The 11,491-nt window shown below is 37.1% G+C and carries 13 protein-coding genes; 6 read left to right on the top strand and 7 right to left on the bottom strand.

Features of this window, described 5'->3' with window-relative positions:
• Positions 1-427 precede the first annotated feature (427 nt).
• Positions 428-1,108, top strand: a complete 681-nt coding sequence (locus tag ACXVYO_RS03515) for an MgtC/SapB family protein (protein ID WP_063260549.1) — start codon at positions 428-430, stop codon at positions 1,106-1,108.
• 94 nt (positions 1,109-1,202) lie between these two features.
• The gene (locus ACXVYO_RS03510; RefSeq protein ID WP_458466035.1) at positions 1,203-2,198 is read left to right on the top strand and encodes a potassium channel family protein; all 996 of its coding nucleotides are present in this window, start codon (positions 1,203-1,205) and stop codon (positions 2,196-2,198) included.
• Here ACXVYO_RS03510 and ACXVYO_RS03505 read toward each other — a convergent pair.
• Both ACXVYO_RS03505 and ACXVYO_RS03500 read right to left on the bottom strand, forming a co-directional pair.
• Positions 2,185-2,598 (bottom strand): YugN-like family protein, encoded by a 414-nt coding sequence (locus ACXVYO_RS03505; RefSeq protein ID WP_458466034.1) that lies wholly within the window; start codon positions 2,596-2,598, stop codon positions 2,185-2,187. The two genes, ACXVYO_RS03510 and ACXVYO_RS03505, sit on opposite strands and share 14 nt — an antisense overlap.
• A 108-nt stretch (positions 2,599-2,706) precedes the next feature.
• Positions 2,707-4,059 carry a glucose-6-phosphate isomerase gene (locus tag ACXVYO_RS03500; protein ID WP_000103655.1) on the bottom strand — a complete coding sequence of 451 codons (1,353 nt, stop codon included), beginning with the start codon at positions 4,057-4,059 and terminating at the stop codon, positions 2,707-2,709.
• A 274-nt stretch (positions 4,060-4,333) separates the two neighbouring features.
• On the opposite strand from ACXVYO_RS03500, the gene ACXVYO_RS03495 reads away from it, so the two are divergent.
• Positions 4,334-4,567, top strand: a complete 234-nt coding sequence (locus ACXVYO_RS03495; protein WP_048542215.1) for a DUF378 domain-containing protein — start codon at positions 4,334-4,336, stop codon at positions 4,565-4,567.
• A 112-nt stretch (positions 4,568-4,679) separates the two neighbouring features.
• Here ACXVYO_RS03495 and yugI read toward each other — a convergent pair whose 3' ends face one another.
• From yugI to ACXVYO_RS03480, 3 genes are all read right to left on the bottom strand, one after another.
• Positions 4,680-5,024, bottom strand: coding sequence for a S1 domain-containing post-transcriptional regulator GSP13 (yugI, locus tag ACXVYO_RS03490; protein ID WP_000003765.1), 345 nt, complete (start codon positions 5,022-5,024; stop codon positions 4,680-4,682).
• Positions 5,025-5,276: 252 nt separating this feature from the next.
• Positions 5,277-6,467: an aminotransferase gene (locus ACXVYO_RS03485; RefSeq protein ID WP_458466033.1), complete on the bottom strand. Its 1,191-nt coding sequence runs from the start codon at positions 6,465-6,467 to the stop codon at positions 5,277-5,279.
• Positions 6,464-6,961 carry an Lrp/AsnC family transcriptional regulator gene (locus tag ACXVYO_RS03480; protein ID WP_061680264.1) on the bottom strand — a complete coding sequence of 166 codons (498 nt, stop codon included), beginning with the start codon at positions 6,959-6,961 and terminating at the stop codon, positions 6,464-6,466. Before ACXVYO_RS03480 ends, ACXVYO_RS03485 begins: the two co-directional genes overlap by 4 nt.
• 266 nt (positions 6,962-7,227) lie before the next feature.
• On the opposite strand from ACXVYO_RS03480, the gene ACXVYO_RS03475 reads away from it, so the two are divergent.
• Both ACXVYO_RS03475 and ACXVYO_RS03470 read left to right on the top strand, forming a co-directional pair.
• Entirely contained in the window at positions 7,228-8,220 is a 993-nt protein-coding gene (locus ACXVYO_RS03475; RefSeq protein WP_458466032.1) for a 2-hydroxyacid dehydrogenase, read from the top strand.
• 109 nt (positions 8,221-8,329) lie between these two features.
• A complete protein-coding gene (locus tag ACXVYO_RS03470; RefSeq protein ID WP_063260546.1) occupies positions 8,330-9,169 on the top strand; it encodes an alpha/beta fold hydrolase in 840 nt (279 codons plus the stop codon).
• A gap of 176 nt (positions 9,170-9,345) precedes the next feature.
• Here ACXVYO_RS03470 and ACXVYO_RS03465 read toward each other — a convergent pair whose 3' ends face one another.
• Positions 9,346-9,597, bottom strand: coding sequence for a YugE family protein (locus ACXVYO_RS03465; RefSeq protein WP_061680261.1), 252 nt, complete (start codon positions 9,595-9,597; stop codon positions 9,346-9,348).
• A 117-nt stretch (positions 9,598-9,714) separates the two neighbouring features.
• On the opposite strand from ACXVYO_RS03465, the gene ACXVYO_RS03460 reads away from it, so the two are divergent.
• On the top strand, positions 9,715-10,869 hold the full coding sequence (locus ACXVYO_RS03460; RefSeq protein WP_458466031.1) for a MalY/PatB family protein: 1,155 nt from the start codon (positions 9,715-9,717) through the stop codon (positions 10,867-10,869).
• A 70-nt stretch (positions 10,870-10,939) separates the two neighbouring features.
• On the opposite strand, the gene sodC is transcribed toward ACXVYO_RS03460, so the two are convergent.
• Complete coding sequence (sodC, locus tag ACXVYO_RS03455; protein ID WP_458466030.1) at positions 10,940-11,479, bottom strand: superoxide dismutase [Cu-Zn]; 540 nt, start codon at positions 11,477-11,479, stop codon at positions 10,940-10,942.
• Between the last annotated feature and the right edge of the window lie 12 nt (positions 11,480-11,491).

Raw genomic sequence — 11,491 nt, 5'->3', positions numbered from 1 at the left:
GCCAGGATCAAACTCTCCAATAAAGTTAGTTTGTCTAGCATCTAAAAATAAAAATTGACGTTTCACGTTGTTTGTTTCGTTCAGTTTTCAAAGAACTACTTGGTCGCTCATTTGCGACTTCCTTATGTTAACATCTTCGTTTTTCGATGTCAACTAAGTTTTTCAATTTCTTTTTTGTCGTTTTCTGCGTTTCCGCATCAGCGACGGTTATTAATATATCATGGTGAAAAATGAAATGCAACACCTTTTATAAACTTTTTTTAAATTAACTACATTTCTTTTTTAATATCATATACTTAAACGAAATATCTCTTTCATTTCTAAGGGATTCCTACATATATTCTATATAAAGTCACTCTACCCAAAAACATTTCTTTCTATAATAAATGTTTTATTCATATACCATATCATACAAGGAGGAATACATATGGACTATACCGATTTATTAATCAAACTAGGTCTCTCGGCTATTTTAGGATTCGCCATCGGTTTAGAGCGCGAATTAAAACGGAAACCACTTGGTTTAAAAACTTGTTTAGTTATTTCTATCATTAGTTGCCTCCTGACGATTGTTTCTATTAAAGCGGCTTACAATTTACCACATACTGATCATATGAATATGGATCCACTTCGACTTGCCGCGCAAATTGTATCAGGGATTGGTTTTTTAGGTGCTGGTGTTATTTTACGAAGAGGAAACGATAGTATTGCAGGGCTAACGACTGCTGCTATGATCTGGGGCGCTTCCGGTATTGGTATTGCTGTTGGAGCCGGCTTCTATATCGAAGCGATTTTCGGAATGTGTTTCCTTATGATTAGTGTCGAACTTATACCATTAACAATGAAATTTGTGGGACCGAGATCATTTCGTCAACGTGATATCGCAGTAAAACTTGTTGTGCGAAATATGGACAATATCCCAATTGTAATTGAAGAAATAAAAGAAATGGATATAAAAGTTAAGAATATGAAGCTCAAAACATTGGAAAATGGCTCGCACTATTTACATTTGAAATTATGTATCGATCAAAAAAGACATACCGCTGATGTTTACTACGCCCTCCAGCATCTTGAAAGTGTTCAACAAACTGAAGTGGAAAGTATGTAATGTAAAACAAACTCTCTTTTCAATTAGAGAGTTTTTCTTTTTTCTATAATGGTAACAATGAATGTAGTCCTGCAAAGTAAGGAGGAATAAGAGTTTGAAATCCCGTCCAAATTTAGTAGATACATTTCGCGATTCCATTATTTTTCGTTTAGTTTGCTTTATTATTGTACTTACTGCTTTCTCCGGATTTCTTATACATAGATTAGAGCCATCGCACTTCACAACATGGTTTGATGGAGTTTGGTGGTCAATCGTTACCATTTTCACTGTTGGCTATGGTGACTTTGCCCCGCATACGCTAATAGGCAAACTTATCGGTATGGGTATTATTTTATTTGGAACCGGCTTTTGTTCTTATTATATGGTTCTATTCGCTACTGATATGATTAATAAACAATATATGAAAATTAAAGGAGAAGAAGCTGCGACTTCTAACGGTCATATGATTATCGTCGGCTGGAACGAACGGGCAAAACATGTTGTAAAACAAATGCATATCTTACAACCGAACCTTGATATCGTTTTAATTGATGAAACACTTTCTTTACTTCCAAAACCATTTCATCATTTAGAATTTATAAAGGGGTGCCCCCATCACGATCAAACTTTATTAAAAGCTAATATTACAACGGCACACACTATATTAATAACCGCTGATAAAGAAAAGAATGAAAGCTTAGCAGATACACAATCCATTTTAAACATTTTAACTGCAAAAGGTCTCAACCCAAATATTCACTGCATCGCTGAACTTCTTACTTCTGAACAAATACAAAATGCAACAAGAGCTGGTGTATCAGAAATTATAGAAGGAAATAAATTAACGAGCTATGTATTTACCGCTTCTCTTTTATTCCCTTCCATTTCAGGTGTACTATTCTCACTTTACGATGAAATCTCTGATAATAAATTACAACTGATGGAGCTTTCTCCGTCCTGCATCGGACAAACTTTCGCAAATTGCAGCTATACTCTGTTAAAGCAAAACATTCTCTTACTAGGTATAAAGCGCGACGAACAATATATGATTAATCCAGTCCATTCCTTTGTTCTCATTGAAAGCGACATACTCATTGTTATTCACCATTAATAAAATGACGCTCTAGTTCTTGTATGAGCACTTTCCCAATATTGATATATTTTCTTTTCACATCTCCATCTGGATCTTTCGGCTCAGCAAATTGGTCCATTCCACTCGTTCCGGCTGCTAAAGTATTTACATGATCATCTAGTTCGTCTTGGTATACGTGCGAAAGAATATATGGCGTTTCAAGACGGACGATGACGCCCGGCACATCTAGTTCGCCATTCACCGCTGTAAATGGCACCCGTAAAAATTGATAGCCATCTTCTTCATCGATCTTATAATCAAAGCATCCTTTATCATAATCCCAATTGCCACCAATACTATATCCAAGTGGCTTCATTATCTCTTCTAACTTATATAACGCATATGTACGTCCTTCTAAATTTGATTGAATTGGAATCAAGCCCATCCCTCCTAGACTTTTTCCTTAGCATACCCACTCTAGTTTGAATATACTGATGGACTTTTCGATAAAATAATAAAAAGCGACCGGATTTCCGGTCGCTTTTTATTATTTTAAACGTTCTTCTAATTCTGCTTTTAACTCTTCAAATCCTGGTTTACCAAGTAAAGCAAACATGTTTTTCTTGTATGCTTCTACTCCTGGTTGATCAAATGGATTTACGCCTAATAAGTAGCCGCTCATCGCACATGCCTTTTCGAAGAAGTATACAAGGTAACCGAATGTGTACTCATTTAATTCAGGGATATTTACGATTAAGTTTGGTACTCCACCATCGCTATGTGCAAGTAATGTACCTTCGTATGCTTTTGTGTTTACGAAGTCTACAGTTTCACCAGCAAGGTAGTTTAATCCATCTAAATCGTTTTCTTCTGATTCGATTGTTAGTTCATGTGTAGATTTACCTACTTTCAGAACTGTTTCGAATAAGTCACGACGACCTTCTTGAACGTATTGACCTAATGAGTGTAAGTCAGTTGAGAAGTTTGCTGAAGATGGGAAAATACCTTTTTGATCTTTTCCTTCACTTTCACCAAATAACTGTTTCCACCACTCAGAGAAGTATTGAAGTGCTGGCTCATAGTTAACAAGCATTTCAATTGTTTTTCCTTTATTGTATAAAGCATTACGAACTGCTGCATATTGGTAAGCTGGGTTTTCTTCTAGTTCTGATGTACCGAAGTCACCATGACCAGCAGCTGCACCTTTCATCATCTCTTCAATATTTAAGCCACTTACTGCGATTGGTAATAAACCAACTGGCGTTAATACAGAGAAACGTCCTCCAACATCATCTGGAATAACGAATGTTTCGTAACCTTCGTTATCAGCTAATGTTTTTAATGCACCACGTGCTTTATCTGTCGTTGCATAAATACGTTTGCGAGCTTCTTCTTTTCCATACTTTTCTTCTAATAACTTACGGAAAATACGGAATGCTAGTGCTGGCTCTGTTGTTGTACCTGATTTGGAAATAACGTTAATAGAGAAGTCTTTACCTTCTAATACGTCCATTAAATCTTTCATGTAAGTGGAGCTAATGTTTTGTCCAACAAATAGCACTTGTGGAGTTTTACGTTGTTCTTTAGATAGCGTGTTGTAGAAAGAATGGTTTAACATTTCGATTGCTGCACGTGCTCCTAGGTAAGAACCACCGATACCTACAACAAGTAAAATGTCAGAGTCATTTTTAATTTTTTCTGCGCATTTTTGAATGCGAGCAAATTCTTCTTTGTCATATTGAAGCGGAAGGTCTACCCACCCAAGGAAATCGTTCCCAGCTCCAGTTTTTTCGTGGATTGCGTGATGTGTTACTTTCACTGCATCACGTAAATAAGTGATTTCATGTTCACCGATGAAGGATAACGCTTTAGAATAGTCGAACGTTACATGTGTACTCATCTTTTTCCCTCCAATAATGTATATGTATTTCTGTATTCACTTTAGCGAAACTGAAGTTGTAAATCAAGCGATTCAACAATTGTAAACGTAACCAATATATATTTTTTAGAAAAAGTTCATTTTTTGCATAAAAATTCGCATTTTTCGGTATAGATGTATATACATCCTTTTTCTTATATTTTTTATGTATAAAAACAACATAACTACCCCATTCTATAAAAGAGTTAATTAACTCATCGCTTGCTCATGCTTCACAATTAAGGGGGGCTTTTTCATGAGTACACTACAACGTATCGCATTAGTCTTTACTGTAATTGGCGCTGTGAACTGGGGACTAATCGGGTTCTTCCAGTTTGACTTAGTGGCAGCCATTTTCGGTGGACAAAACTCAGCTCTTTCACGTATTATTTACGGCATCGTCGGTATTTCTGGGCTTATCAATCTTGGTTTACTCTTTAAACCATCAGAAAATCTTGGTACTCACCCAGAAACGAACGAAATCCACTAGTCAGTATGTCTTTATTTCACCTCCGACATACGAATATGATTGCATGCAATCATATTTGCAAATATATATCATAAGACAAAGTAAAAGAGGAACGCTCATATGCGCTCCTCTTTTACTTTGTTAACTCGGACTCTTCAATCCATTCTGTTAGCTTTTCTCGCAGCGTATTAAATCCGTTCTCAGATGGATTCGGTATAAGAATCCGTCCTTGTTTTCTTTTCGCCGCTTTTAACGATAAACTCATTTTTCTGTGTTCTTCATCAATTGAAAGTACTTTTACTTCTACTGTATCGCCGACTTTTAAAAAGTCATGAATATCCTTTACATATCCATTTGTAATTTCAGATATATGCACAAGTCCTTGTGTTTCTGCATCTAACGCTACAAATGCACCGTAATCTTGAATCCCAGTCACTTTCCCTGTTACAACCACTCCTGTTGTATATTGTTCTGACATATGAAACACTCCCATACGTTTACCATTTTCTCTACAATTGTAGATAGCAAAGCAGATGATTTATTGTTAAATATCCGATTAGTTAGTACGTACCCTAAGTAAAGCTACTCAGGATACGCATACCTTATATTAGTAAATTATACCACTATGACAGAACTCATTCAAAATTAACGAAAAATTTCCTGTAGTACGTATAATTCTCCAATATTGGGATAGAATACTAACACATGGCTTTCTAGTATTCCCCCCCTTTTATGGACAAAACGTATTACGTTTTGTCCTTTTTTTATTTTCTATAAACCGTTCCATTCTCTTCATTGCTTCCATTAGTTGTTCAAGCGATGTTGCATATGAGCAACGAATAAATCCTTCACCACTTTCACCAAATACACTTCCAGGTACAACAGCCACTTTTTCTTCTAATAATAACTGTTCTGCAAATTCCGCTGAAGATAATCCCGTTGAAGAAATGGAAGGAAAGACATAAAACGCTCCGCCCGGCACATGACATGTTAATCCCATTTCATTGAAAGATGTCGTCATAAAATTACGGCGTTTCTTATAACTATCTCTCATCCGAATTACTTCATCATTCCCCGCGCGTAACGCTTCGAGTGCTGCGAACTGAGACATCGTCGGTGCACACATCATGGAATATTGGTGGATTTTGAGCATTAATTCTGAAAAATGAACAGGAGCTGCAATCATACCGAGGCGCCATCCTGTCATCGCAAATCCTTTTGAAAATCCTGAAATTAAAATCGTATGCTCGCGCATATTTTTAATACTCGCGAAACTTGTATATACTTCGTCGTATACAAGCTCTGCATAAATTTCATCAGATAATACGATTAAATTGTACTTTTCAACGATCACTGCTATTTCTTCAAGCTCGGATTTATTTAACATCGCACCTGTTGGGTTATTTGGTGAACAAAGTAAAACTGCCTTTGTTTTCGCTGTAATAGCTGCTTCAATTTGTTCTGGTTGTACTTTAAACTCATTTTCTAATGTAGTCGCCACGGGAACTGGAACTCCTCCAGCTAATGTCACAAGCGGTGCATAAGAAACGAAACTCGGTTCAATAATGAGTACTTCATCATCAGGATTTATAATGGCACGCATCGCTACATCTAACGCCTGACTCGCTCCAACTGTAACAATGATTTCATCGTTTGAATCATAAGATACTGCAAATTGTTTTTTTAGATACTTTGCTATTTCTTGACGGAGCTCCAATAATCCTGCATTTGCTGTATAGGACGTATATCCTTGTTCTAAAGAACGGATACATGCTTGCCTTACATTCCAAGGTGTAACAAAGTCAGGCTCTCCTACTCCAAGAGAAATAACACCCTTCATATTCGCTGCTAAATCGAAAAACTTTCGAATACCTGATGGTTGTAAAGATTCTGCTGCTCTAGATAGTTCAAATTGCTTCATGGTGTCACCACAATCCGCTTATCATCATCGTTTTTTTCGTAAATAATTCCCTCATGTTTATACTTCTTCAAAATGAAATGTGTTGTTGTAGAAACGACAGATTCAATTGTTGCTAATTTCTCAGAAACAAACATCGCTACCTCTCCCATTGTCTTTCCTTCTAATGTAATAGAAAGATCATATGTCCCTGACATTAAATACACAGACTTCACTTCTGAATAACGATAAATTTGTTCAGCAACCGCATCGAACCCAACGCCGCGCTTTGGCGTAACTTTCACATCGATCATCGCCGTTAAACCTGTATGTTCTTTCACCTTCGTCCAATCGATATGTGTTACATAATCCACAATAATCTTTTCCGCCTCTAATTTTTCAACCATTTTCTTTACTTCTTCTACTTCTATATTTAACAGCTTCGCTAATGTATCTACAGTTAATCGACTACTTTTTTCAAGACAAGCTAATAATTCTAATTCTTTTTCTGTTACCATATAAATCATCCTTCCTTTTCGTTTGTGTCTAAATTATACAAATACCCTTTCCAGTTTGAAAAGAAGATTTTTTTAGTGAATTATGTCAAAATAAAGTGAAACTTTAATCCATGGAAAGGTTCACCCCATGGATTATTAGCCCGCACCAATCGGGCTTTTACGAGCAGTTGATCTCCCACCTCACTTCTTTGCCTCAACTGTCTTTTTAGGTGGGAGTCTTACTGCTCGTTAAAGCGGGGTAAAGTGAAACTTTAATCAGCGGAAAAATGCGTGATAAAGCGAAAGGGGATGGAACCGTGAAACCAAAAGTTTATATTGCCGAACCAGTTCCAACATTTGTAGAAGAATATTTATCAGAACACTGTGATTATGAAAAATGGGAGCAAAATGAGAAGGTACCTCGTGATATCCTATTGGAGAAAATACAAGATAAAGATGGTTTATTAAATTTTGGATCTGCTATTAATGAAGAATTATTAGAGGTAGCTGCTAACTTAAAAGTAGTGAGCAACATTTCTGTCGGTTACGATAATTTTGATTTACAAGCGATGGAAAAGCGTAATGTAATCGGAACGAATACACCATACGTACTAGATGATACAGTAGCTGACCTCGTTTTCGCTCTTATGTTATCTGCTGGTCGCCGTGTCTGCGAGCTAGACTCCTACGTAAAAAACGGTGAATGGAATGCCGAAATTGGAAAAGAGCACTTCGGACTGGATGTACACCATAGTACAATCGGTATTATCGGAATGGGACGAATTGGTGAAGCCGTTGCAAAACGAGCGAAATTCGGATTTGATATGAATGTTCTTTATTATAACCGTCGCCGTAAAGAAGAAGCAGAGCAAAAATTCGATGCTACATATTGTGATTTACAGACACTACTAAAGCAATCTGACTTTATTGTCCTTCTTACTCCATTAACAGATGAAACGTATCATCTTATTGGAGAAAAGGAATTTTCATTAATGAAAGAAACAGCAATCTTCATTAATGCTTCTCGCGGGAAAACAGTAGATGAAGAAGCGTTAATCCATGCGTTAACAGAAAAGAAAATCTTTGCAGCGGGCATCGATACTTTTACACAAGAGCCGATTCAAAAAGATAATCCGCTCTTATCCTTACAAAATGTTGTGACTTTACCACACATCGGATCTGCCACCTTAAAAACTAGACAGCAAATGGCTATGACGGCCGCTGAAAATTTAGTTGCGGGGTTACAAGGAAAAACACCACCTAATATTGTTCGCGGATAATACTAAATAAGCGAAAGGCAAGATGACATCGTCATCTTGCCTTTTTTTGTTAACATATTTTCTTCTTCCTTGGAAATGATATGAACAAAAATCAATGGAGTGACAAAAAATGAATCACGAATATACTTGTCCTTATTTCACTTTTTCCACTCGCGGCACTACTATTCATTACGAATTGTATGAACATGACAACAAAACGGAACGCCCTACTTTCGTGCTCATTCACGGCTTTTTATCTTCCTCATTCAGTTACCGCCGTCTTATTCCTTTACTATCGAAAGCAGGAACAGTACTGGCTCTTGATTTACCACCATTCGGAAAAAGTGATAAGTCTCATCTGTTTAAGTATTCTTATCACAATTTAGCAACGATTATTATCGATTTAATTGAACATTTATCTCTCTCAAATATTGTGTTAGTTGGGCATTCTATGGGTGGACAAATTTCTCTTTATGTAAACCGTATACGTCCTGAATTAATTTCAAAGACAATTTTACTATGTAGCTCTAGCTATTTAGCACGTGCAACCTTACCTTTACTGTACTCTTCTTATTTACCGTTCTTTCATTTATACGTAAAGAACTGGATTATTCGGCGCGGCATCGTTCATAACTTAATGAATGTCGTTCATGATCACTCATTAATTGACGATGAAATGAAAGAAGGCTACTCCGCTCCATTTTATGACAACCGTATATTCCCTGCTTTAACTCGTATGATACGAGACCGTGAAGGTGACTTATCTTCAACTGAATTACAAAAAATCGAAACACCTACACTACTCATTTGGGGTGAAAAAGATCGCGTCGTCCCTGTACATGTAGGTCATCGGCTACACAAAGATTTACCGAATTCAAAATTTATTTCTTACGAAAACACAGGGCATTTACTACCTGAAGAAAAACCTGAAAACGTTTATGAAGAAATCATCGCTTTTTCTGCGCAATAATATAAAGTGAAACTTTAATCAGTGGGGGTTTCATCCTCCACTGATTATTAGTTGAACCAATCGGGCATTTACGGGCAGTGGATCTCCCCCTAACTTCTTTGCTCTACCCGAATTTTGAGGTGGAGTCTTACTGCCCGTTAATGCGAGGTAAAAAGGCTGTCGGAAATTCCGACAGCCTACAATGAACAACTTCCGCCTTCTTTTACTACAAGTAATTCCACAGCTAACTTCTCACATTTTTCAAGCGCAGGTACTTCCTCAAAAGACATAAAGTATATATGTTGAATCTTCTTTGCGATGTATTTTGGATCATCGAACACACTTACGACGTTCACGACATCGCTCGCTTCTGTTTCATAAAACTCCGGTCCCATTTGAAACGGATCCCAATTCTTCACAACCTCTATCATCTTTTCATATGTACCCATTCGCTTCCCGCCTTTTCACTTTTTAATACTTTTCTTTATCCTATCACATCAGCTATTCTATAAGAAGAGAGAGAACTTTCATAACTTAACGGTTTTACAGAAGAAGGGGGCAAACTTATGCAACTATTTCATAAAACAGTCAATCGACGTGGAACTCATAGTACAAAATGGGATACATATAAAAATGAAGAACTTATCCATGCTTGGATTGCTGATATGGATTTTGAAGTACCACAACCAATTCAAACTGCTTTAAAGAAACGTATCGAGCATCCTATTTTCGGCTACACACTTCCTCCCGAAAATATTGGAGATATTATTTGTAACTGGACAAAAAAACAGTACAACTGGGATATTCAAAAAGAATGGATTGTCTTTAGCGCCGGAATCGTTCCAGCTCTTAGTACGAGTATACAGGCCTTCACAAAAGAAAATGAATCCGTTCTCGTACAACCACCTATTTATCCACCATTTTTCGAAATGGTTACAACAAACAATAGACAATTATGCGTAAGTCCATTACAGAAACAAAATGATACATATGCGATAGACTTCGAACATTTAGAAAAGCAATTTCAACAAGGCGTCAAACTCATGCTTCTTTGTAGCCCTCACAACCCAATCGGACGTGTTTGGTCAAAAGAGGAACTCACACAGCTTGGCGCGTTATGTACAAAATATAACGTAATCGTTGTCGCGGATGAAATTCATTCCGATATTATTTACGCAGACCATACACATACACCGTTCGCTTCTTTATCTGAAGAATTAGCAGCACGCACCATTACTTGTATGGCTCCGAGTAAAACATTTAATATCGCTGGATTACAGGCATCGATTATTATCATTCCAAATGAAAAACTCCGTCAAGCCTTTACATCTATCCAATATAGACAAGGCTTCCACGGATTAAATATATTCGCCTATACAGCGATGCAAAGTGCCTATACAGAATGCAACGATTGGCTAAATGAAATCCAATTATATATAGAAGATAACGCTCAATTCGCTTGTAAATATATTAAAGATCACATACCTGCTCTTTCTGTAACGAAACCAGAAGGTAGTTTTTTATTGTGGATTGATTGCTCTCGCCTACAGCTTTCTCAAAATGAACGCACTACATTACTTGAGGAAAAAGGAAAAATCATCGTTGAACCTGGTGAAAAATACGGATTAGGCGGAGAAGAACATATTCGAATTAACATCGGCTGTCCAAGGTCTGTTTTAGAAGAAATTTTAAATAGACTGCGCCATACGCTTTCATCCTAAACTCTTTTGTAGGTAAATCGATATACTCTCACTTACATTTCACAAAAAAAGCTACCATGCACGGTAGCTTTTACTTTTTCTTCATATCCGACGCTTTTTTTACAATGACACCACAAGCAATTCGATCCCCGGATTTACCTGCTGGTTGTGTCATACCATCATCAGCGTTTTCTGTAATAATAATAGACGCTCCATCTTTTCTATGAATCGTCGTTTTCCCTTCTTCAAGCGTTATATGCGGCGCATCGATTTCTGCTTTAATCTTTCCAGAACCGTCTGCAATTACGTTCGGTAAATCACCGTTTTCTGCACCTTTCGGATTAAGAAGACCATGTTTTTTATTATCAGGATTCAAATGATTCCCAGATGATTCAAATCGTGGCGCTTTACACTCACCAATTTCGTGTACATGTATGCCGTGTGGGCCAGGTGCGAAACCTTCCCCTTTAATCGTAATTTTCACTCCGCTTGTTTGCTGCACTACTTTTGCAGTCCCCACTTCATCGCCTGAAGCATTATGTAATTTCACGTCAATTTCTTTCGGCTTTCCTTGGTCACAACCTGCCATCAGAAATAATACACAACAACTGAAAAAAAGCCGTTTTTTCATTCTATTCCCTCC

The sequence above is a fragment of the Bacillus sp. BC08 genome (genome assembly GCF_054326875.1).
Note: the sequence above shows the minus strand (reverse complement) of the source record. Positions and strands in the feature narration are given on the sequence as shown.

Excerpts from the sequence above, each read along its gene's own strand:
- ACXVYO_RS03515 (WP_063260549.1), top strand. The coding sequence starts at position 428 with ATGGACTATACCGATTTATTAATCAAACTAGGTCTCTCGGCTATTTTA.
- ACXVYO_RS03500 (WP_000103655.1), bottom strand. The coding sequence starts at position 4,059 with ATGAGTACACATGTAACGTTCGACTATTCTAAAGCGTTATCCTTCATC.
- ACXVYO_RS03495 (WP_048542215.1), top strand. The coding sequence starts at position 4,334 with ATGAGTACACTACAACGTATCGCATTAGTCTTTACTGTAATTGGCGCT.
- yugI (WP_000003765.1), bottom strand. The coding sequence starts at position 5,024 with ATGTCAGAACAATATACAACAGGAGTGGTTGTAACAGGGAAAGTGACT.
- ACXVYO_RS03485 (WP_458466033.1), bottom strand. The coding sequence starts at position 6,467 with ATGAAGCAATTTGAACTATCTAGAGCAGCAGAATCTTTACAACCATCA.
- ACXVYO_RS03480 (WP_061680264.1), bottom strand. The coding sequence starts at position 6,961 with ATGGTAACAGAAAAAGAATTAGAATTATTAGCTTGTCTTGAAAAAAGT.
- ACXVYO_RS03475 (WP_458466032.1), top strand. The coding sequence starts at position 7,228 with ATGCGTGATAAAGCGAAAGGGGATGGAACCGTGAAACCAAAAGTTTAT.
- ACXVYO_RS03470 (WP_063260546.1), top strand. The coding sequence starts at position 8,330 with ATGAATCACGAATATACTTGTCCTTATTTCACTTTTTCCACTCGCGGC.
- ACXVYO_RS03465 (WP_061680261.1), bottom strand. The coding sequence starts at position 9,597 with ATGGGTACATATGAAAAGATGATAGAGGTTGTGAAGAATTGGGATCCG.
- ACXVYO_RS03460 (WP_458466031.1), top strand. The coding sequence starts at position 9,715 with ATGCAACTATTTCATAAAACAGTCAATCGACGTGGAACTCATAGTACA.
- sodC (WP_458466030.1), bottom strand. The coding sequence starts at position 11,479 with ATGAAAAAACGGCTTTTTTTCAGTTGTTGTGTATTATTTCTGATGGCA.